Source organism: Patescibacteria group bacterium, from assembly GCA_041653535.1.
In the GTDB taxonomy this organism is placed as follows: domain Bacteria; phylum Patescibacteriota; class Patescibacteriia; order JACRDY01; family JACRDY01; genus JBAZFH01.
In genome coordinates, this window is record JBAZFH010000002.1 from 141,906 (window position 1) to 164,373 (window position 22,468).

Annotated in this window: 20 protein-coding genes; 14 read left to right on the forward strand and 6 right to left on the reverse strand. The window is 42.9% G+C overall.

The window, feature by feature from the left end; translation table 11 throughout:
- Nucleotides 1–135: 135 nt before the first annotated feature.
- Entirely contained in the window at nucleotides 136–1,203 is a 1,068-nt protein-coding gene (locus WC310_02615; GenBank protein MFA5358684.1) for a hypothetical protein, read from the forward strand.
- Nucleotides 1,204–1,417: 214 nt separating this feature from the next.
- Nucleotides 1,418–2,329, forward strand: a complete 912-nt coding sequence (locus tag WC310_02620) for a hypothetical protein (protein ID MFA5358685.1) — start codon at nucleotides 1,418–1,420, stop codon at nucleotides 2,327–2,329.
- Nucleotides 2,330–2,431: 102 nt separating this feature from the next.
- Here WC310_02620 and WC310_02625 read toward each other — a convergent pair whose 3' ends face one another.
- A complete protein-coding gene (locus WC310_02625) occupies nucleotides 2,432–2,560 on the reverse strand; it encodes a hypothetical protein (protein ID MFA5358686.1) in 129 nt (42 codons plus the stop codon).
- A 304-nt stretch (nucleotides 2,561–2,864) separates the two neighbouring features.
- Between WC310_02625 and WC310_02630 the strand changes: the two genes are divergently transcribed.
- The 7 genes from WC310_02630 to WC310_02660 all read left to right on the forward strand — a co-directional run bounded on the left by WC310_02630 (nucleotide 2,865) and on the right by WC310_02660 (nucleotide 7,319).
- Nucleotides 2,865–3,356 (forward strand): hypothetical protein, encoded by a 492-nt coding sequence (locus WC310_02630; GenBank protein MFA5358687.1) that lies wholly within the window; start codon nucleotides 2,865–2,867, stop codon nucleotides 3,354–3,356.
- A 478-nt stretch (nucleotides 3,357–3,834) separates the two neighbouring features.
- Nucleotides 3,835–4,362 carry a 30S ribosomal protein S6 gene (rpsF, locus tag WC310_02635; protein MFA5358688.1) on the forward strand — a complete coding sequence of 176 codons (528 nt, stop codon included), beginning with the start codon at nucleotides 3,835–3,837 and terminating at the stop codon, nucleotides 4,360–4,362.
- A 60-nt stretch (nucleotides 4,363–4,422) separates the two neighbouring features.
- Nucleotides 4,423–4,866 (forward strand): single-stranded DNA-binding protein, encoded by a 444-nt coding sequence (locus tag WC310_02640; GenBank protein MFA5358689.1) that lies wholly within the window; start codon nucleotides 4,423–4,425, stop codon nucleotides 4,864–4,866.
- A gap of 18 nt (nucleotides 4,867–4,884) precedes the next feature.
- Nucleotides 4,885–5,130, forward strand: a complete 246-nt coding sequence (rpsR, locus tag WC310_02645; GenBank protein ID MFA5358690.1) for a 30S ribosomal protein S18 — start codon at nucleotides 4,885–4,887, stop codon at nucleotides 5,128–5,130.
- A gap of 118 nt (nucleotides 5,131–5,248) precedes the next feature.
- Nucleotides 5,249–5,821: an elongation factor P gene (gene efp, locus WC310_02650; protein ID MFA5358691.1), complete on the forward strand. Its 573-nt coding sequence runs from the start codon at nucleotides 5,249–5,251 to the stop codon at nucleotides 5,819–5,821.
- 99 nt (nucleotides 5,822–5,920) lie between these two features.
- Nucleotides 5,921–6,208 (forward strand): GIY-YIG nuclease family protein, encoded by a 288-nt coding sequence (locus WC310_02655; GenBank protein ID MFA5358692.1) that lies wholly within the window; start codon nucleotides 5,921–5,923, stop codon nucleotides 6,206–6,208.
- Between the two features lie 304 nt (nucleotides 6,209–6,512).
- Nucleotides 6,513–7,319, forward strand: a complete 807-nt coding sequence (locus tag WC310_02660; protein ID MFA5358693.1) for a hypothetical protein — start codon at nucleotides 6,513–6,515, stop codon at nucleotides 7,317–7,319.
- Nucleotides 7,320–7,379: 60 nt separating this feature from the next.
- On the opposite strand, the gene recA is transcribed toward WC310_02660, so the two are convergent.
- From recA to WC310_02675, 3 genes are all read right to left on the reverse strand, one after another.
- The gene (recA, locus tag WC310_02665) at nucleotides 7,380–8,402 is read right to left on the reverse strand and encodes a recombinase RecA (protein ID MFA5358694.1); all 1,023 of its coding nucleotides are present in this window, start codon (nucleotides 8,400–8,402) and stop codon (nucleotides 7,380–7,382) included.
- 73 nt (nucleotides 8,403–8,475) lie between these two features.
- Nucleotides 8,476–9,240 (reverse strand): helix-turn-helix domain-containing protein, encoded by a 765-nt coding sequence (locus WC310_02670; protein MFA5358695.1) that lies wholly within the window; start codon nucleotides 9,238–9,240, stop codon nucleotides 8,476–8,478.
- Between the two features lie 67 nt (nucleotides 9,241–9,307).
- Nucleotides 9,308–11,740 carry a DNA translocase FtsK gene (locus WC310_02675; protein ID MFA5358696.1) on the reverse strand — a complete coding sequence of 811 codons (2,433 nt, stop codon included), beginning with the start codon at nucleotides 11,738–11,740 and terminating at the stop codon, nucleotides 9,308–9,310.
- 232 nt (nucleotides 11,741–11,972) lie between these two features.
- On the opposite strand from WC310_02675, the gene WC310_02680 reads away from it, so the two are divergent.
- The 4 genes from WC310_02680 to WC310_02695 all read left to right on the forward strand — a co-directional run bounded on the left by WC310_02680 (nucleotide 11,973) and on the right by WC310_02695 (nucleotide 13,529).
- On the forward strand, nucleotides 11,973–12,197 hold the full coding sequence (locus tag WC310_02680) for a hypothetical protein (protein MFA5358697.1): 225 nt from the start codon (nucleotides 11,973–11,975) through the stop codon (nucleotides 12,195–12,197).
- Between the two features lie 56 nt (nucleotides 12,198–12,253).
- Nucleotides 12,254–12,532, forward strand: coding sequence for a hypothetical protein (locus WC310_02685; protein ID MFA5358698.1), 279 nt, complete (start codon nucleotides 12,254–12,256; stop codon nucleotides 12,530–12,532).
- A 109-nt stretch (nucleotides 12,533–12,641) separates the two neighbouring features.
- Complete coding sequence (locus WC310_02690) at nucleotides 12,642–12,893, forward strand: hypothetical protein (GenBank protein ID MFA5358699.1); 252 nt, start codon at nucleotides 12,642–12,644, stop codon at nucleotides 12,891–12,893.
- A 111-nt stretch (nucleotides 12,894–13,004) separates the two neighbouring features.
- Nucleotides 13,005–13,529, forward strand: a complete 525-nt coding sequence (locus tag WC310_02695) for a CinA family protein (GenBank protein ID MFA5358700.1) — start codon at nucleotides 13,005–13,007, stop codon at nucleotides 13,527–13,529.
- A gap of 105 nt (nucleotides 13,530–13,634) precedes the next feature.
- Here the strand turns inward: WC310_02695 and rpoC are convergent, their stop codons facing one another.
- The gene (rpoC, locus tag WC310_02700; protein MFA5358701.1) at nucleotides 13,635–17,564 is read right to left on the reverse strand and encodes a DNA-directed RNA polymerase subunit beta'; all 3,930 of its coding nucleotides are present in this window, start codon (nucleotides 17,562–17,564) and stop codon (nucleotides 13,635–13,637) included.
- Nucleotides 17,565–17,590: 26 nt separating this feature from the next.
- Complete coding sequence (locus WC310_02705; GenBank protein ID MFA5358702.1) at nucleotides 17,591–20,950, reverse strand: DNA-directed RNA polymerase subunit beta; 3,360 nt, start codon at nucleotides 20,948–20,950, stop codon at nucleotides 17,591–17,593.
- Between the two features lie 586 nt (nucleotides 20,951–21,536).
- On the opposite strand from WC310_02705, the gene WC310_02710 reads away from it, so the two are divergent.
- Complete coding sequence (locus WC310_02710) at nucleotides 21,537–22,424, forward strand: hypothetical protein (GenBank protein MFA5358703.1); 888 nt, start codon at nucleotides 21,537–21,539, stop codon at nucleotides 22,422–22,424.
- The last annotated feature ends 44 nt before the right edge of the window (nucleotides 22,425–22,468 follow it).

Genomic DNA, 22,468 nt, shown 5'->3' on the forward strand with positions numbered 1-22,468 from the left:
CAAAGGTTTTAGCGGATAATTTGGGATTTTATCTTGACGTAATTTATAAAAAGTGTTAAGTTAAGATATTGAATTTTGACAATAAATTAATTACCAAAAGCCAATAGAGTTTCGAATCTCGGAAAGGAGATATAGATGACAACGGATAAAATCTTCAGAAGGCTTTCGAAATTATTACCCGCCTCTCATGAAGACCTGGTTTCTTTAGCGCAGAGGTGGAAAAAAAGCATGGTACGACAAGAAATAAAGAAAACCGTGCGTAACAAAGGAGAGGGAAGCTTTTCCATGGCTATAAGGCATGTAGATGTTTTATGGTCAGAAAATACTAAAACTGCGGCTGCAAAGAAGGCTGCCGCGCAAGACATTCATTCTTGTTATCCTAATATCGGATTAGTGTTCAGGGTTTTGTTTTGTTTCGCGGCTTTATGTATTATACCTATTGCGATATATTTAGAGTGGAGCTTGAAGGTATCCCTGATCTCTGTTTTTTCGTTTGGATTTTTTGCTTTCGTGCAAAGACCTATTGCCTATCTTTTTGAGTGGCGTGCTGCCAGGAAGGCATTGCTGCAGGAAAGACTTGATGCCGCCGGCGACGTGGAGGACGTCGTCGTCGATTATGCAAAAGATATAATCAGTAAAGAAGAATTTTTGATGATTGGCGCAGAAAGCCGATATCAGAAATTGTTTGATAAGTTGCAAAGCGCTCGCAACCAAATCGGTGCTCTTCTTGAAGAATTACGTTTGGTTGTGCAAACCGGAGAGACTTATTGTGGCAGTCGCGTGGAGCAAGCGATCAAGCGCGCCGAGGCTATTATTTCCAAGCTCGATGACAATATCAATGATTTACAAAAATGGCGCGACGTAGTGGCAGCGCATTTTTCGGATTGTTTGACGCGAGCGAAAAAAATGTCCGGACCGCTCCACGAATATCGCTTGCTCAAACAAGTCGATAAGCTGGAGCTTGTCGGCGAACGCTTAGCTTTTGATACCGCTGAGTTTATTTCCAGCTCAAGTGCAGAGCTGGTTCAGCGGCTTAGCACTGCGGAAGGGTTGATCATGCAGACGTATGACGATGTTAATGTTCGTAATCTTGTTGAGAGCACGAAGTTACATTTGGTGAATATCGAAACTTTTCCGATGTTGGAAATCGACGGTGCGGTGAACCGTATCGTTGAAAGCGGCAAAAAGATTAACTTCTCATGAATTATTTACTCCCTGATAGTTATTGTCAGGGAGTTTTTTTATTGGTGATTAATAGCCGGAGGGCATTAATTAGTGTCCTGATTACTAGATTATCGATCTTCGGTTAATAAATTATTGACAAAAATCATTATATTTGATAAACATAGTTAATGTTCATTACATATAAATTAAGCGATTTAATAATCGTTTTTGCCGTAAAAGGAGGAATGGTAAAATGAAAGTGGCTATCATTATCAGTAGGGAGCTGCGAGAGGATGTCGAGGCGTTTTTTGCCAGGCTTTCGCCACCACCGGACGACATTTTGGAGGTATTTGGTTTTTCTCTTGATAACATGCCGACCGAGCAGGAAGTTCGGAGAGCTTACGGCGAGATGGTAAAAAAATATCATCCCGATGGCTTTTTCCAGTTTCAAGATAAAGAAATTTTGGAGAAGACCGACTATATTTTTCGGATTATTCGGGGTGCTTACGAGCGTCTCGATACCATGCAGAAGATCATTGATTATCAGGAACAAGCCGCGGCGGGTGCTGTCAAAAACGCAAAAAGTCAGCGACTGCAGCGAGACTTGCAAGGTATTATTGCCTTTGACAAGGCAATGGGATGTTTGAATTATAAGGACTACCGCAGCGCTGTTGAGTTTTTCAAAATCGCTTTGGACATCAATCCGTCCGATCAGGATCGGATGAGCTATTACGCTTGGGCGTTATTTAAACTGTCTTTGCAAATCAAAGAAGATGCAGCTCGCGCTGTTGCTGAAGGAAGAAAGATTGACAACAAAGAAGATTTCGTCGAGATGCAGGCGAGGTCGCGGGATCTTCTAAATCAGGCAGTGGAAAGAAATAAGAAAACCGCATCCATCGCTTATTTATTCCTGGGGCATATTTATTTGTCCGAGGGACTGATCGAGATGGCGGAGACTAATTACCACCTGGCTTTAGCGCGCAATCCGAATTTAGCGGAGGCGATTCGCGTTTTGCGCAATATCGACATCAAGCGCCGTCAAAAAGAAGCCGAAGCCCTGGAAGCTTCAAAGGGTATGTTTGTTCGTTGGTGGAATAAGCTGCGAAAATGGCTTGCCGCCAAAAAGAAAAAAAGTCCCATTTTTCAGGTAAAAAACGGCAAATAATATTAAAATCCCCCCGGTATCATATAATACAGGGGGGATATTTTTTAAATAAAAACCGCTCCTTTTTATTTGGGGCGGTGATTAGGCTATAATATAAACTGTTTAGCAGCAACCGCAGCGCGCTTTCTTTTTGTCAGCCACGCTTTTTTTGCGGCGGACATTGATAACCATACCTTTTTTTAGCTGTTCGCGTCGAGCGCGGGTAACGCTATTTCCTTTTCCTCGTGCCATAAATATAAAGTTAGTTTATTACGTGTTTTTAGTTTAGCAGATAATCTGGTTTTGGGCAAAAAATTTTATTTGTTGACAATTTTTAGTCTTAGTGGTAAAAGGTTTTATCGTGTTGATTCACAATAAAAGCAAAGGAGGGCAGGAGTGGGAAGGATGACTGTCAGTGTCGCAAGAATTCGCTGGCTGGATTTGTGGCGCCGGCTGAAAGCCAGCGGCGAGGCAGAGCGTTTTTTTTTACCAGATAACCAGAGCTTATAATGGTTCGGGTCGGACATACCATAATTTACAACACGTTCTGAACTGTTTGGTCCAGCTCAACTCTGTTCCCAAAGGAGATTTTTCGGTAGAGGAGATTGAAGCTGGTTTGTGGCTTCACGATATTGCCCGCAGCGAAGAAGAGAGCGCTGCTATTGCCAAAGCAATGTTGTCTCAAATGGGCATGCCGTCGGATTTTTATGACAACGTTGCCGGTGATATCGCGGCAACTAAACACGGGCAGCTGTTATTTCAAAAACCAGAGCAGCGTTTGATCGCCGATATCGACTTGTCTTCATTGGCGACTCCTTGGCAATATTTCGTTGCTAATGCCATATTGTTGCAAAAAGAATTTGGCAATCAGTCGCCAAGTCAATTCTTCGAACAAACGCGGAATCTTTTCCGGGTATTATTGACTCGGACAAGCATCTATGGCACGGATTTTTTCTTCAGCAAATACGAGGATCGTGCCAAAAAAAATATCCAAACCGCTTTTGCGGAAATGGAGAAAAACAAATTACCGCAGTTTTGGAAGGCGTAATCATTCTCAAACCCTGTCGCATGGCAGGGTTTTTTTATAAAAAAATCCCCGCTTGGTTGCGGGGATGGTGTTGTTTAGAAGAAAAAGAATTTGAGTAAACTCCAGGCAACCAGAACGGCGATTATGATGCCGGTAGGGCGGACGTGGAGGCCAGTGGTTTTCGGATATAAAGCATTTTTACCTCCTTTTAATTTTTCAAAAAACATTATGCTATTTAACGTCATATTGCTAAAAAAATCAATGAGCGGAATGTTTTTTAATCCTTGATTTATTATTAAACCCGTGTTAAACTGCAATCAATACAGGTTTCGGACCTTTCCCACATCTCTGCTTAGCGGAGATAATTTGGCATAATTTAGCCAAATTAAGGTGTTCGAGGATATTTTTTAATATTTTTCGAGACACCTCGAAATTTTTTTTATCCCCAGTTTAATAAAATTTAATCAAAAGTTTAATAAATTATTAATTCCAATGTTTTATGGTAGAAGTGCAAGATGAAAAAATGCTTAAGCATTATGAACTACTGTATATCATACCGGCAAAATATACGGTAAATGAGTTGCCAGCCGTTAATGATAAAATTAAAGCGATTTTATCTGAATATGGTTGCCAAATTACCTATGAAGAAGACATGGGTAAGAAAAAACTGGCTTATCCAATCAAGCAAGTTTATCACGGTTACTATTTTGTTACCGAGTTTAATTTGAATCCAGATAAGCTCAAAGGGCTAGATACTTCTTTGCGGTTGTTCCCGGATGTTTTACGTCATTTGGTTGTTATTAAAAAAGAAAAGACTGCCGAAGAGATAGCTAAGGAAAAAGAACGCCGCGCCAGAGCGGAGGAAGTAGAGGTTGAACAGCTAAAGGAAAAAATTGATGCCGAAAGAGTTGTCGTGCCGGAGAAAACAGACGTCGAAAAGTCAAAAAAAGACGACAAACGAGGCAAGGTAAGTATCGAAGACCTTGATAAAAAGTTGGATGAGTTGATTGATAATACGATTTTATAAATCAATTTTTTACACCCTCCTTTGTTTAGGCATCGGAGTGTAAACTAACCAACAAAAAATATGAGTCTTAACAAAGTTATGATCATCGGAAATATTACCCGAGATCCAGAATTAAAAACAACTCCCCAGGGAACTTCCGTCGCTTCATTTTCCGTAGCTACTAACCTGACCTGGAAGGATTCTAGTGGTCAGCGTCAGGAAAAAGCCGAGTTTCACAATATTGTTGCCTGGAGAAAGCTCGCCGAGATTTGTGGTAAATATTTGCACAGGGGAAGTAAAGTATATATCGAAGGCAGACTTCAAACTCGCGACTGGCAAGGTCAAGATGGCGTGAAACGCTATCGTACTGAGATTATCGCTGACAATATGGTGATGTTGGATCGCAAGGGTGCTAATACGGATAATTCTCCTTTTGCCGGTTCTGGCAAGGAGGAGGTCACTCCGGAAGCAGACGGCGGAGAGATAGTCGAAGAAGAAATAAAAGTAGAAGACATTCCATTTTAAGTAAAACGTAATTAACCTATGAATAACAATAGACGCCAACAAAATCAACAACAGGATCAAAAAGACAAGGAATGCTATTATTGTTCCAATAACTACGAAGAAATCGACTATAAAGACGCTCAGTTGATTCGCCGTTTCACTTCGTCTTATGGTAAAATAGCTCCCCGTCGCCGCAGCGGTGTTTGCGCTAAACATCAGAGAAAACTGGCGATGGCGATCAAGCGAGCAAGAGTAATGTCTTTATTGCCTTTTGTTAATAAATAAAATTTTAAATAGCAAAACTGCTAGTTTTGTCGCAATTTCGCGCAAAGGAAACTTTTGCGCGGTTTGCGTTAAAAAAAGCTGCCGGCTTTCTTGATTGTCGGCATAAGCAAGATATACTATGGCAATATCATCTCTAAACGACATCAAAAAAGGAAAAGTATTGGATATTGATAATCAACCTTATCTTGTTGTTGAGGCAAATTTTGTCCGTATGCAGCAACGAAAACCGGTAATGCAGACTAAGCTAAAAAGCCTGATCACTAACAAAGTGATTGAAAACAATTTTCATCCCGGTGATCGTGTTGAAGAGGCCGATTTAACACATCGTCGATCCGGTTATCTTTATTCTGATCCGGATCATGCTTATTTTATGAATAATGAAACATATGAGCAGTTTGGTATCAGTCTGGAACAAATGGGCGATCAAGCCAGGTTTCTCAAAGAAGGAATGGAAGTAGACGCTCTTTATTACAACGGTGAGCCGGTGTCGGTAGAGTTGCCAGGAAAAGTAAATCTGAAAGTAGTTCAGACGATTGACGGCGCTCGTGGAGACACTGCTCAAGGAAAAGTAACAAAACCGGCAACTATGGAAACTGGATTTGACGTAAATGTCCCTTTGTTTATCAAAGAAGGCGATGTGATTAAGGTTAATACCGAAACGGGCGAATACCTGGAGAGGGTAAACGAATAAGAAGAGACAAGAATTAAGAGTTTTTATAAAAAGGCGTCCAACGGGGACGCTTTTTTGTTTTAGAAAGATTTAATCTTTGCTATGTTATATTGCTAACATATGACGAACGGTAATTATTACGTTTATATTGTGGCTAGTAAAAGCGGTACGTTATATATCGGTGTTACAAACAACCTTGATCGTATAATCGACGAACATAAACAAGGAATTAATCCCGGCTTTACCAGAAAGTATGGTTGTAACAAACTAGTTTATTACGAACGTTTTTCTCAGATTAAAGAAGCTATTAATTACGAGAAGGTTTTAAAAGGTTGGAAGCGTTACAAAAAAGAGGTGTTAATTAGATCAATGAATCCTTCTTGGATTGATTTAAACGTGGAAGAATAAAATTGTCATTCTGAGTCCTTCGCCTACGCTCAGGATAAACTCCGTGAAGGATCCCTCCAGAGAAGAGATAAACACAGGATATCAAACAAAACGTAATCGTCGATGATTGCGTTAATACTATTCTTTTTCCCTAGCGGGTAATTAAGAGGGATCCTTCGCAGGCTCAGGATGACAACGAAACGTCCAACGGGGACGTCTTTTTTAGATCCAGGATATTACTTGACATTTTTCTTTTGATATGGTAAAAAGAATAATCGATTTTTGACAACAAAAACACAAATGCCGTAAAAGGAGGAATGGTAAGATGAGCAAGACGATGAAAATCGCGGTCGCGTGTTTCATTGGCGCTTTTTTGGGCGCCATGATTTCTCTGGAACTGGCCGCTCGTTTCGAGTTCGGTCAGTATCTGTGGATTATCGGCACAGCTGTCGGCGCTGTAGTCGGCTACATCGGCTACGATCCCAAACATTTCTTCTATTCGATTCCCAAGGCGGTGATCAGCACTGCCAAAGAAGTGAATTTCAAGGATATGGTGTTACTTCCGATCGGCAAGGTTTTGACTATCGTATTGGTCGTGGTCGTGATGCTAGTGCTTATTGGTCTTCTTGTTATGTTATGGACGTCGAGTGGGTTGTCGTATGCGGTGTTTTTAAATTACGCAAAGCACGCATTCGGCACCGGCGGAATTTTTGACGTCGCCGTAATTATTACAGCGATGCTCGGAATGGGGTGCGCCATGCACATGCACAATAAGGATGAATCTGCGGGATGGTGGGACTTTTTTTCGATTTTCTGGATGCCTATTAAAGTGAGCGCGCCCGTTGTCCCTTTCTATATGATTTATCTCTTGGTGAAACACGCCAAGACGATTTGGCGGGCGGTCGTGGCGACTATGAAATTCGTCGGACTTTCCTGTAAGAAGCTTTTCATTGCCGTTCACTCCGATCGGCGGTTGCTCTGTTTGGTCGACTCGGCCATCGGAGCGACTATTGGATACTTTGTCGGCAATGCCATCATCGGCGCTGTTGCCGGCATGGTAATCGGTCTGGTCAACTACCAGATCGTGTCGATCTGGATCCTGAAACTGGTTCCGGATACGGCGGAAAAGTAACCTCAACAACAAGCAAAAAGGCGATACCGGATGGTATCGCCTTTTAAAGTATCGATAATTTTATTCGGCTTGTTTTTTTCTCACTTCTAACCAGATTTTTTCTCTGATTTCGTCCATGAGTTTGGCGTTTTCCCGCAGATACTGTTTGGCGTTTTCCCGACCGACGCCTAGTTTATTTATGCCATAGTTAAAAGTGTTTCCCACCTTGGTAATCACTTTATATTCTAAACCAAGATCGATCAGATCACCGGATAGAGAAATTCCTTCGTTATACATAATATCAAACTCGCAAGTGCGGAAAGGTGGAGCAACCTTATTTTTTACTATTTTACATTTGACCCGGTTACCCACCACTTCTTCGCCTAGCTTGATTTGCGCCGCACGATGTACTTCGATTCGGATGGAGGAATAAAATTTTAGCGCCATACCGCCGGTGGTGGTTTCCGGATTGCCAAAAAATACGCCGATTTTTTGCCTGGTCTGGTTGATAAAAATCAAAACAGTCTTCGTTTTGCTGATTATAGCAGTTAGCTTACGCAAAGCTTGAGACATTAGTCTTGCTTGCAGTGCCATGTGCTGGTCGCCCATACTGCCTTCGATTTCCGCGCGGGGAGTGAGCGCGGCGACCGAGTCGACAACAATGACGTCAACACCGTTGGAGCGAACCAGCGTTTCCACTATTTCCAGGGCTTGCTCGCCTGATTCTGGTTGGGAGATAAAAAGTTCGTCGATATTCACTCCTATTTTTTGGGCATAGCTGGGGTCAAGAGCGTGCTCAGCGTCAACAAAAGCAGCGACGCCGCCGAGTTTTTGTACTTCAGCGATAACATGTTGAGCTAGAGTGGTTTTACCAGACGCTTCAGGACCATAGATTTCTATGATTCTACCACGGGGTACGCCGCCAACGCCTAGGGCAATATCTATTGATAAACATCCGGTAGGTACTACGTCGACCTGCATGGCTTTGGCTTCGCCAAGTTTCATGATTGATCCGTCGCCAAATCGTTGTCTGATTTGATCAATAGCTTCTTCGGCTAGATGTTGTCTATTGGCTTGATTGTCAGTTGATTTTTTGTTTGTCATAGATAGTTTTTATCAATATTAATCGTTCATTAATATTGTATATAGGCCCAGATTAAATATTTCTAAACTAATTTTATGGTATTAATGGTGTGTTTTGTGTTGGTAGTGCGGCATCAACGGGTTGGACGCGGTCTGTCGGCATGGTGGTTTCCGGTGTCGGTTGCTCCTCGACCATAACACGGCGAATAACAATACTTTCTTTGCTCCTTTTTTTCTGAGATTTTATCTCGATATTATTAATACCTGTTTGCAGGTCTAGCTGTTTGCGAAAATAGCCGTTTTGATCCGCTAAGATTTCCTGACCATTAATAGTCAGCTGAGCTTCGGGGACGGTTTGTCCTTCTACTGTAATAAAATTATCTTTACTGATCAAGTCTTCTGTCGGAGACGATATGGACAGAAATGGCGGTGAAAAAATAGAGTTTATTTCCCAGCCGAGATAGATAACGCAAGCGATAGCTAACAAAATGATGGCACCAACGCGAATGGTTTTTGGCGTGATAATTATTTTTTGCATCTCTTGGGTTTTTGGTTGAATAACAATTTCCGGAGTTTGACCTATTTTTTTAGTAATCTCCAGCTCACGATCTGCTAGTTTTAAAACATTTTTTACATTAAGATCTAGATATTGGGCATAGGCTCGAGCAAAGTTTTTGATATACACTTCACCGGGCATTTTTTCGTATTCAGCGTTTTCTAGCGCCAGCAGGTACTTTTTGTTTATTTTCAAAACCTTTTCAGCTTTTGCCAGATCAACATTTTTACTTTTTCTGGCAGCTGAAAATATTTCTGCCACTGTTTCGTATTGGTTTAGTTGTTTGGCGGAAAAATTCATCATAATTATTTAACAAATAAAAAGAGGGGTCGCCCACTTTTTATTTTTATTTTTTGTATTTTTAGTTCAGCTAAATCAATTCGTTGTCATCGGGATTGGCTTCGGGTGTTTTTGTTTTTTTTGGTTCCTCACTTTCTTCATCTGCTACATCATCTTCAATAGCGGATTCAATTTCGTCGTCAGCCTCCTCTATTGATTCTTCTTCACCTATTTCATCGTCATTCTCTTCTAATTCCTCGACTTCTATCTTTTCTTCTTCGGCAGCAAAGCCCCCAGAAGAAGAATATTCTTCGTCTGGATAGTCATCTTCTTTGCTGACCAATATTTCTCTGGGTTTAGCTCCTTCGCCTGGTCCGATAATACCCTGCTGTTCAAGCAGATCAAGAATTCTCGCGGCGCGAGCGTAGCCTATTTTTAATCTTCTTTGTAAATATGAGGCAGAGGCTTTTCCGGCGCGAATAACCAAATCTTTCGCTTCATCGAGAAGTTCGTCGCCGTCTTCGTCATAATTAAAATTTCCGCCGCTGGAAACTTTTTCGGTAATAGTGGTGTCGTATTCTACCTCGCCGTTTTGTCCTTTTATGTATTCAACAATCCGGCGGATTTCGTCGTCAGAAACAAACACGCCCTGAATACGTTTCGGTTTGGATAAGTTGGCAGAAATAAATAGCATGTCGCCGCGACCAAGCAATTTTTCAGCTCCGGCATGGTCGAGAATGGTTCGTGAGTCAGTACCTGAAGCAACGGCAAAAGCAATGCGGCTGGTAATATTGGCTTTGATCAGACCGGTGATAACATCAACAGACGGTCTCTGGGTTGCTAGTACCAAGTGTATGCCGGTCGCACGGGCAAGTTGAGCCAGACGAATGATATATCCTTCTACCTCGGCGCCAGAAGTTTGCATCAGGTCGGCTAATTCATCTATTACTATCACCAAATACGGCATTTTTTCTTTGCCGGCTTTATTAAAAGAATGAATATCTCGATGTCCGGTTTTGGCGAGGATTTCAAAGCGACGGTCCATCTCTGAAATCGTCCATTTGAGGGCGTTGATGGTTTTTTTTACGTCGGTGATTACCGGGGTCATCAGATGAGGAATACCATTATAAACCGGCATTTCTACCCTCTTAGGATCGACTAAAATCATCCGTAAAGTATTCGGACTATTTTGATAGAGCAAGCTGGTGATAATAGAATTAACGCAAACGGTTTTACCACTGCCGGTGGCGCCGGCAATGAGGAGGTGTGGCATGGTGTCGAGATTTGCTACCCAAGCGGATCCGGCAACGTCTTTACCTAGCGCCACAGAAAGATTTGATTTGCGAGTAGCAAATTCTTTGGAAGAGAGAACTTCTTTTAGTCCTACCGTAGCAATGGTTTGGTTTGGTACCTCAATACCGACATAAGATTTTCCGGGGATTGGCGCCTCGATACGTATCGGGTGAGCGGCAAGAGCCAGGGCAAGATCATTGTGCAGGGTAGTGATCTGAGAAAGCTTTACCCCCTCGGACGGTTTTAAAGTGTATTGAGTAACGGTTGGACCCACGCTTACTTCACCCATTTCAACTTCAATGCCAAAGTTTTGTAAAGTTTTGTGAATTCTTTCCTGACTCATTTTGATATCACCGGCGGTTGGTTTTTCTTTTTGATCGGCAAGCAAATCAAGCGGTACGTCTATCTTTTTGTATTTTTTACCAAATAACGGTTTTTGTTCGTCTATTTTTTTTGTTGCAAAAGATTTTTCCCTGAGTATTTCTTCTTCGGTTTCGACCTTTTCCGGTTCTTGGTTTGGTTGATTTTTTGTTTCTTTGTTTTCTTCTACATCCTCTTCATATTCTTCCTCATCATTTCCATAAGTGGTTTCGTCATCGGTAGGTTTTTGCTGCCACTTACCGCGTAGTCTGGAGATGAGAGAATTAAAAAAGATGCTTTTTTCCGCCAGTGACTGGAAAGAAGTGTTAAAAGTAATCATAACAGCAATAAGCATTATCGCTATCAGTACTACTAAAGTCGCCCAAAAACCCATAAATTTCTGTAGCGGCCAGGAAAGGAATAGCCCCAAATATCCACCACCGCGACCAGTGGAAATAGTTTCAATCGCTTGATCCAAGGGGATATTGAGGTGAAGCAGACCGTTAAAACTCAGACTAAATAAGATTAGTCCAAAATAATTGATAAAACTGATGGCATAGCGGGAAGGCAAGACCATTAAATATGTCAGCATCAGAAGAATTAAAGGGAATATCCATGTTGCCCAGCCAAAAAGATAGGTGAGAATATTTCTGATATATATTCCCAGCACGCCGGCAAGATCAAAAAGACTAAGGATGGAAATAATAGATAGGGCTAATAAAAAAATAATAAAAACACCGCGTTTGGTTTCCGGGCTTAATAGCGGAGCGTATTCATTATCGTCGTAATAAGTATTGTTGTTTTTGTAGCCGTGTTTTAGATTTTGATTTTTACTGCCTTTTGGTCTTCCGACTTTGTGTTTTCTAGACATAATTAATAGGTCTAATTGGAGTGTGAATTTAGTGTATTTTTTACTCATTTATCATAGCATATTTGAGGTAAAATTGACAGATTTATCGTTTATTTGATAAATGCTAAAGTAGTTGTCGATCAGGTAATAGTTGACATAATTATTTTTTGTGGTAATATTTGTTAATACTTTGACAAAATAGCAATCTTTTCTTGCGCTAAAACATTAATTTTTCTAAGGAGGAAGGTGAAAAATGGCAAACAGCAGTTCAGTTCTTTTGTTGGTTATTTTTATTTTTACGCTCATTGCTTGCTCTCGCCTTACAAATCAGTTCAAAAGATTGAAATGCAGCATTTCCGCTGTTGTCAGTCCGGAGCAGTCAAAAGAGATTTCTGATTTAGCGGGAATTTGCGTGGCTTACGGTGTTATTATTGGATTTGGAATGTGCGGGTTGTTTATCTTGGTAAAATTATTTTAACAACTTAATTTGCAGCGAAGGTTCTTCGAAACCTTCACTAGTAAAGGGGGTCTTAGATGGCAGATCTTTGGTGGTTGTGGGAAACGCTGATGATAGTTTGTTTTTGTCATCTTATTGTGCGTTTTTTAAATTCTTTCCCTGATGTTGGTCAGCCACAGGAGAAGGCTGTTTCCAACAATTCCGGTGACGTCATTGCGGGAGCGGCAAAAAGCAGTCCCGGCAATTTTAAGCTGGTTGTCAAAAAGCATTTTGTCGTCAGTACTTTGGGTGTATTTTTTGCACTGCTTATGATCATCTCGCTGTTTTTGAAGGTACTCAATATTATTGCTACGTAGACGTTTTTTAAAAGACTCTCTCATTCAGAGGGTCTTTTTCCTTGACAAAAAAAATCCAAAGAATTATTCTTTGGTAGTCGGTTGACAATCAAATAAAAAGGGGGGCGATATGGAGATGATTGCTAGTTTGTGGATTGTCTGGTTTGTTCTTCTCGCTGTTTGTTTGGTCGTAATTATTGCCCGGGTTTTATGGGCGATGGTAATGATCAAAACAGCGTCGGATTATCCTGATGATCACGAATCGATCAAGGTATTCGAGCAGATAATTGTCCGCGGAAGAACGTCCATGATACTTTATTGTTGCACTGGAGGATTTTTGATGCTGTTACTGGTTTCCTGGTTTTATTTTACTACCAGTTAAAAAGAAAAAACATTGACCCTTGTGCAAAGGGTCCTTTTTCTTGACAAAAATGGATTCCAGCGGTATTATTTGAAATTAAAAAATGCACTGTAAAAACCAAAAGGAGGTTTTGTGGAATCATTTACCGGATCGCTAGCTGGTCAAGCCGTGGATTTGCTGAGGCACCACGAATTGACTATTACCACTGTGGAGTCTTGCACCGGTGGTGGCGTTGTTAACGCCATCACTAATATTCCGGGCGCAAGCGAGGTTTTACAGCGAGCCTTCGTTGTTTACTCTAACGGAGCCAAAATTGACATGGGAGTGCCAGTGGAAACCATCAGGGAATATACGGTGTATTCCATGCAGACAGCGTTGGCTATGGCTCGCGCCGGGCTGCAGGTGGCGCTGGAGGCCGATATCAGTGTCGGTATTACCGGCAGTATATCACGTGTTGATCCTGCTAACACCCAGAACTCCGTACCCGGTCGTATTTATATCGCCGTTGTTGGGGTAAAAAGCGGAATTCAGATTACCCGGCAGCGAGAACACGATTTTTCCGATCAAGGGGATCGGGAAAAAATCAAGGAAGCCGCGATCCAGGCGGCATTAAAAATGATTAACGCGGTTATTTTGGATATAGCCGACCTACAATAAACAGCAAACACCCGTTTTCGATATTTTATCGGAGGCGGGTTTTTTTTCTGATAACAAAATCCCGGGGAGTTACCCTCGGGATTTTGTGGTGTATATCGGAAATTATTATTTTGGTTGTACTTGTTCAGTCGTTTCAGTTTCCATTGGCGGCAGGGCTTGTTTGATACCGTAGCCGGTACCAGCCGGAACCATGCGACCGATGATAACGTTTTCTTTTAATCCTTCCAGTCGGTCGATCTTTCCGGTAACCGCGGCGTTGATTAGAACCCTGGCTGTTTCTTGGAAGGAAGCAGCGGATAGCCAGGAAGAAGTGGACAGAGACACTTTGGAAATACCAAGAAATAATTCATCAAAAGTTGTTGGTTTTTTCTTTAACAGTTCAACTTCTTCATCGGCTTCCAGCACCTCGGCTAGTTCGGCGATCGATCCTGGTAAAAGTTCGGTGTCGCCAGCATCACGGACATAAACGCGAGAAAACAGTTGTTTGATGATAATCTCGACGTGTTTGTCGTTTAAACGCTGACCTTGGGAAGAGTAGATATGCTGGATTTCTCGCAACATATACTTTTGGACGGCGATTTTACCTTTATGTCGATACAGGGAATGTAGGTCAAGGCTGCCGTCAGTAAGGCGATCTCCTTTGGTTACCAGGTCGCCGTCTTTGATGACAATAGTGTATTCGACAGGAATTAAGTATTCTGCCGCCTTAGCAACTTCGCCGGTTACTTTTATTTTGTTCTTTTCTATTTTTACCGTTCCGCCATTTTTGGCAAAAACTTTTTTGCCGTCAGCGGTGCTGATCAGAGCTGACCCTTTTTCTACAGTATCATTGTCTTTTACCAACACCTCGGCGTTTTTCCCGGCTGAATATTCAGCTTCCTCGTATTCGTTGTAGTTGATGCGAATCATTTTTTGACCGAATTTGCCGGACAAAACGACTTTACCGGTCGGGTCGGTAATAGTGCGAGGAGTTTCTTCGATAGAAATCACGCCGTCTTCTTCAGCAACAAAGGCTTTGTGCTTAGGAGTACGTGCTTCGAAAAGTTCTTCAACCCTTGGTAGACCTTGGGTAATGTCTTTACCTGCGACACCGCCGGTGTGGAAAGTTCTCATGGTTAGCTGAGTGCCAGGTTCACCGATAGATTGAGCGGCGATAATTCCGACGGCGGTGCCTTTCTGGACGAGGTGGTTGTAGCCCAGATCATAGCCGTAGCATTTTTGGCAAATACCTTTTTTTAGTTTACAAGTCAGCACCGAGCGGACGTTAATTTGATCCAAATCAAGCTTATCTAATTCGCGAGCGATCTCTTCGGTGATAAGCTGTCCTTTTTCGACAATTACTTTACCGCGAGCGCCTTTGATCGTTTCCAGACATGTTCTGCCCCAGACGCGTTCGCTGATGGTTTCGCCCATTTCCGTACTTTCTTCTTTGGTGATTATCACGCCTTCGTCATCGCCGCAGTCGTCTTCTTTAACTACTACATCCTGGACGACATCAACGAGACGACGAGTGAGGTAACCGGCATTAGCGGTACGCAAAGCGGTGTCGGATAAACCTTTGCGAGAACCGTGAGTAGAGATAAAAAATTCGAGAACATCAAAACCTTCTTTAAAGTTTCCTTTGACTGGCAGTTCGATGATTTCACCGGCTGGGTTTGATACCGGACCTTTCATACCGACCATTTGGGTCAGCTGACCGACGGTGCCGCGAGCGCCGGAATTGATCATGGCAAACACCGGACCGGATTTAGCTAGTTTAGCGATAGATATCTGTGCGATTTGATCTTTTACTCCCATCCATATTTCAATTATCTTATTTCGCCTTTCACGATCGGTGAGTAATCCTTGTTGGTATTGTTCCTCGGTTTCATTAACCAGTTCGTCGCCTTTTTTGATAAGATCTTTTCTTTCTTCTACTAACGGCAAATCGTTCATGCCCCAGGAGTAGCCGGACTTGGTTAAATATTTGTAACCCATGCGTTTGATTTGATCCAGAAAATCGATGGTAATTTCTGGCAGCTGCGTTTCCAAAATCAAAGCGATTATTTTGGTAATGGTTTTGCCGTCAACAGTTTGATTGTAGTAAGGCAGTTTGGCAGGAATGATAGAATTGAAGATGACTCGACCGATAGTAGTGTCGATTATTTCCTCTTCTCGTTTTTTAAACCTGTCTTTTATCTTGATTGTTTCCCGCAAGCCGATATGGCGCATCTGATAGGCGCGTTTTGCTTCTTTGGCGGAAGAAAAAGACTTTATTTTCTTTTTATCATCTATCGGATCTTCATTGGTTAAATAATAAATACCAAGTACTATGTCTTTATTTGGTTTGGCAACTGGTTTGCCGTCGGCCGGTTTGAGCAGGTTATTAGCCGAAAGCATCAGATTAGCAGCTTCTTTTTTTGCTTCTTCGGTCAGCGGAACGTGAACAGCCATTTGGTCGCCGTCAAAGTCAGCATTAAAAGCGGAGCAAACTAGCGGATGCAGCTGGATAGCCTTACCTTCGATTAAAATTGGTTGAAAAGCTTGGATGCCCAGGCGGTGAAGAGTCGGAGCGCGGTTTAACATCACGTGCGCTTTGCTGGTAATGCCTTCGAGGATGTCCCAAATTTCCGGACGATCAGATTCGATAAATCTGTTTGCCGAACGAATGTTATGGACATATCCGTCCTTGATCAGACGGCAAATGACAAACGGTTTGAAGAGTTCCATTGCCATTCTTTTTGGCAGACCACATTGATATAGTTTTAGTTCAGGACCAACCACAATAACCGAACGACCGGAATAGTCGGTTCTTTTGCCTAGTAAGTTTTGGCGGAAACGACCCTGTTTTCCTTTTAATATGTCAGCGATGGATTTGAGCTGGCGTTTTTGACCGGTCGAAGCGACGACGGTTTTACTGTGACGGGCGGAATTATCAATCAGCGCATCGACGGCTTCTTGCAACATGCGTTTTTCGTTGCGAACGATCACTTCCGGAGCATTGAGATCGTTGAGGCGTTTGAGACGATTGTTGCGGTTGATGACACGACGATAAAGGTCATTGAGATCGGATGTAGCAAAACGACCGCCGTCTAACGGAACCATCGGGCGCAGGTCGGGCGGGATGATGGGAATCGCCTTGAGAATCATCCAGTCGGGATCGATATTGGTTTTTTTCAGGCTGCGTAGCAGTTTGATTCTTTTTATCAGCTTGTCTTTTTTTGCTCCTTGAGCATCTAGCAGTTCTTTGTCGATTTTTTCAATCAATGCGGGAACATCGATTTCTTGCAGTAGGATATCTATGGCTTCAGCGCCGATCGCGGCAGTAAACATCGGACCGTATTTGAGAGACATTTCCTGATAATCATGCTCGGAAATTATTTTCATCTTTTTAATATCTTTGATCTCCTTTTCCGTTTCTTCATATTCTTTCTGCAGTTCCAGCAAATCGTTGTCACGAGCGGCGTTTAGTTTGGAAATAGCGTCGTCAATTTCGCTCTCCTTTTTGTCTCTCATCTCGTTTTTTATTCGTTCGACGTCTTCAAGGAATTTTTTTTCGATGTCTTTTTTGGCATCAGTAAATTCTTTTTTCAGCTGTTCCGATGTTTGTTCTTTGATGCTTTCATCTACCTGGGTAATGATAAAACTGGCAAAATAAATTACCTTTTCCATCGCTTGAGGGGAGAGATTTAATACCAATCCGATTTTGCTGGGCACGCCGCGCAAAAACCAAATATGAGATACTGGAGCGGCAAGGTCGATATGACCAAAGCGTTCACGACGAACAATAGAACGAGTGACTTCGACTCCGCATTTGTCGCAGACGATGCCTTGATAACGGATTTTTTTGTATTTACCGCAGTAACATTCCCAATCCTTAGAAGGACCAAAAATCTTTTCGCAGAAAAGTCCGTCTTTTTCCGGTTTTTGGGTGCGGTAGTTGATAGTTTCCGGACGCAAAACCTCGCCGTGAGACCAGGTGCGAATCGCTTCTGGCGAAGCCAGCCTGAGGCGGATAGCGTCGAAATCGTTGGTAGAAATAGTAGTTTTAAACATATGGTTATTGCTCAAAGATTAGTGAATTAGTTTCTGTCTTTTTCTTTGGAGGATTTTCTGCCGACCTTCTCGATATTCTCAAGAGCAGAAACTTCTTTAAGCAGTTCAACGTCAAGACAAAGTCCTTTCATTTCACGGACCAAGACGTTAAAGCTTTCCGGGATATTGATTTTATTGATAGGCTCACCTTTGATAATCGATTCATAGGCTTTGCTGCGACCGGGGACGTCATCGGATTTGATAGTCAGTATTTCCTGCAACGTGTTAGCGGCACCGTACGCTTCGAGCGCCCAAACTTCCATTTCTCCGAATCTCTGACCTCCGAATTGAGCTTTGCCTCCGAGAGGTTGCTGGGTGATAAGAGAATAAGGACCGATGGAGCGTTGGTGAATTTTATCTTCTACCATGTGGTTTAATTTGAGCGTATAGTGATAGCCGACAGTGGTTTTGTTATCAAAAGATTCACCGCTGCGACCGTCGAAAAGTTGGAGTTGACCGTCAGCCGGATAGCCAGCTTTAATTAATTCTTCCTGAATAATTTTTTCGGAAATACCGTTGAGGACGGGAGTGGCAACTTTGTAGCCTAGAGCTTTGGCAGCCAGACCTAAATGAGTTTCGAGAATTTGTCCGAGGTTCATACGGTTGGCTACGCCGAGCGGATTGAGTACGACGTCAACCGGAGTACCATTTGCCAAAAAAGGCATATCTTCTACTGGAAGAACTTTGGCGATAACGCCTTTATTGCCGTGTCGACCGGAAAGTTTGTCACCGATCTGGACCTTGCGCATGTTAGCAATAGTTACTTGAATGGTTTTTATTACTCCTGAAGGCAGTTTGTCGCCGGCTTCGCGGGAAAATATTTTGACATCAATAATTTTTCCATGTTCGCCGTGTTGCAGATAGAGAGAGCTATCGCGAACGTCTCTGGCTTTTTCGCCAAAAATCGCTCGGAGTAGTTTTTCTTCGGCGGACAGCTCGGTTTCTCCTTTGGGAGTGATTTTACCGACTAAAATATCACCGGAGGAAACTTCGGCACCGATGCGAATAATACCTTCGGCATCGAGGTTTTTTAGTTTTTCTTCAGAAACATTCGGGATGTCGGAAGTAACAACCTCCGGTCCCAGTTTGGTATCGCGAATGTCGATAGAATAATTTTCAATATATATAGAAGTAAAGCGATCATCTTCGATAACCCGGCGCGAAACAATAATAGCGTCTTCGTAATTGTATCCCTCCCAGGCCATAAAGGCGACCAAAATGTTTTGACCGAGCGCCAATTCACCATGATCAACCGAAGGACCGTCGGCGATGACGTCGCCTTTTTTAACCTTGTCGCCTTTACTGACGATTGGTTTTTGGTTGATACAAGTTGATTGGTTGGAGCGGACAAATTTGTTCAAACGATATTTCCGAATATGACCTTTGTCGTCTTGGATTTCGATCACCAGTCCATCTGCACGGGTAACTTTGCCCGATTCTTTGGCGGTAATAACATGACCGGAGTCAATAGCGGCTCGCGCTTCAATACCAGTACCGACCAAAGGAGCCTCTGGTCTGATAACCGGCACTGCCTGACGTTGCATGTTTGATCCCATCAAGGCGCGAATAGCATCGTCGTGTTCCAGAAAGGGAATCAGTCCCGTAGCGATACTGACTACCTGGCAAGAAGCAGTGTCAATATAATCCACGTTATAAGTGTAATCCATTTCCGGCTCGCCGTAGCGTCGAACCTCGGTGCGTTCGTTGATAAAGTAACCTTCTTCGTCAACGGCAACAGTGGCGCTGCAAGTGATATTTTTTTCTTCCGTTAAAGCGTTAAGATAGTGAGATTCTTTGGTTACCTGACCGCGGGTTTTGGCTAAAAGTTCGGGATATTTGTTACGCATCAATTGCCAATTTTCTTTGCTGACTTCTTCGTCTTTTTTAGCTAAAATTTTGCCGCTGTCGTCTTTGATATTTTCTAGGGCAATATGACGGACGCGCATATAAGGTGTTTCGATAAAGCCGTATTCATTGATTTTGGCGTAAGAAGCCAGATGACCGACTAGACCGATGTTTGGACCTTCCGGAGTTTGTATTGGGCAGATGCGACCGTAGTGAGTAGTGTGTACGTCGCGGACATCGAACCCGGCGCGTTCGCGGGACAAACCGCCAGGACCCATCGCGGAAAGACGACGTTTGTGCTCGAGTTCAGACAGCGGGTTGGTCTGATCCATGAATTGGGAAAGCTGAGATGACATAAAAAATTCTTTGACCGAACCAATCACTGGACGAGCGTTAATCAGTTTGCTTGGCGACAGGCTTTGTGGATCCATGGTACTCATGCGATCGCGAACAATTCTTTCCATACGGGCAAGACCAATCCGGAATTTGTTTTTTACCAATTCGCCGACGGCACGGACGCGACGATTGCCCAAATGATCGATATCGTCAGGGTCGCGCTGAGAAATATTTAATTTGATAATTTCACCGATGATTGCGATCAAATCTTCGCGTCGCAAAACGCGGGTTTCTTTATCAATCGGAATATCAAAACCGAAACGTTGGTTGATTTTGTAGCGACCGACGGTGTCAAAGTCATAGCGGTCAAAGTTGAAAAACATGGCGTAAAGCAAAGATTTCGCGTTGTCCGGAGTAGCCATATCGCCAGGACGAATTCTTTTATAAATTTCGATCAAACCCTCTTCCAAATTAGAAGCGGCGTCTTTTTCGATGGTTTTTTGGATATATTTGACGTCCGGATCGGTGTCGACATCGCGGAACAGCTCTAACAGTTCTTCATCGCTGCCATAACCGAAAGCGCGCAGCAAAGAAGTGATGGCTACTTTTCTTTTGCGGTCGATTTTTACCCAGATTACGTTGTTTTGATCCGTTTCCAGTTCCAGCCAAGCGCCGCGGTTCGGGATGATTTTTGCGCCATAGAACCGGCGTCCGCGCATGTTTTCTGAAGTAAAAAATACTCCCGCTGAACGAATCAGTTGGGAGACTACGGCGCGTTCAATGCCGTTGATAATAAAAGTACCGCGATCGGTCATGACGGGGAAGTCGCCAAGATAGATTTCCTGGATCTGGTTTTTATTAGTTTTTTTGTTGCTCAGTTTTGCTTTGACGCGGAGCGGCGCTTCGTAAGAAATGTTTTTTTCTTTGGAAGTGATTTCGTCAAATTTCGGTTCGTCAAGATAATAGTCGGTAAAATAAAGTTCCAGTTCGCGACCAAAAGTGTCGCGGATAGGGGAAATTTCATCAAACAATTCTTTTAGTCCTGATTCAAGAAACCAGCGGTAAGAGTCGCTTTGAACTTGAATAAGATTTGGGAGCGGCGCGCCATCGATAACAGTGGTAAAACGTTTACGTGCTGGAAGACCCGATGTTTTTGTTATTGACATAAAAAAATCTCCCCACCCACCGTTGACCTTTTAGAGATTTGATCAATCAGGGAGGGTTATAAATATTTTTAAATTTTAATTTCTTGTGCCCACTACTCTAGATTTAATTACTTATAATAGCGGGGAGTTCAGACAATATGGAGTACAGTAAATGGAACTTAATTTAGCCACTATTGTCCCTTACGGGAGGTGTATAGCTAGTAAGTCCAAAAAGTGATAATAGTCTACCAAACATCAGTGGTGCTGTCAATAGGGTGTTTTAATGTTTGTCAAGTGGGTGCATTTTGTGGTTTTTTATCTAAATTTAAATAAAAAATTAATAAATATGCTTTTGGGGAAAAGCCAAAAATCGGTTTGGCGGTCTATTTTTGTCTACCTTATCCTTTGTTTATACACAGGATATGAACAAATCGGGGACAAAGACTCCTGTATTTTGCCGCTGTATTGACTTTCATTCTTAATATTTGTTAAGAGATCAAATCTGTTTAAGACCAGATATAAGGGTGTTTTTCGGAAGAAAATAGATAAAAAAAGCAGAAGTACCTTAACATTTGGGCAAAAAGCCCTAGTAACCAAGGAGGCAGAGATGAGTGAAAACGGAAACATTTTTGCGAAGACTTTTCTGGAACAGGCTTTCGCTCTTCCGCTTGAAGAGCTGCTGAAGTCGGGAAATCTTGTCCCGTCGGGGTGGTATGCGATTTCCCCGATGACTGACACCGAACGTCGGTTGTGGCACGCTTTTGTCTCAGCGCCAAAAGAGATCAAGAAGACTTGCAATGCGTGCGTATTCGCTGGTCTCAGGGAAGCGCGCGAAAGCGGTCGCAACTGTCCGGAGCTTCCGCGTCTGGCAGCCCTGCACGAGCAGGAAGAGACAGTCAAAGCACTTTTCTGGCGGCTGATGCAAGACCGTGTCGTTGTGGGAAGGGCTCACACGGCGCTCGCTATCAGTCCCGACGGGATGATCTATGTGCCGGAAGAGCCGAAAATGTTGGTCGGCGCGCCGGAGATCAACGGCAATCCGTTCGTTGGTACTTATTTGGACGCGGCTTTTGACACCCCGGTCGATGAGTTGATCGGTCCGAAAGATCCGGTGGCCGAAGGCGAAAACGTAATCGGCGACATGACCGAGCTCGAACAGCGACTGTTTCATTTCCTGGAACAGAAGATGAAGGAAAGCGTCAAGCTCGTCGAAGAATTTGATTCTTTGGAGAAGAGCGAGTCTCCGGCTGACCGCGATCGGTTGGATGAAGTCAATTTGCAGGGAAGCAATTTGGCGAAGAACGTCAATGTCGTTGAAAAGTTGATGCGGGAACTGATCAAGAGCCGTTTCGTTGCCACCGGCGCTGTCGCTCCCGATTTCTGGCGGACCAACACCATCGGTGTTCGTGAAGGAAACAAGGTGGTTTCTTTCGCGGACAAGGATTTTCTCGCGGAGTTTTTGAAAGAGATTGAAGCGCGCCAAAACAAAAACTGAACAACAAAAAGCGGCACCTACGGGCGCCGCTTTTTTACTTTCTT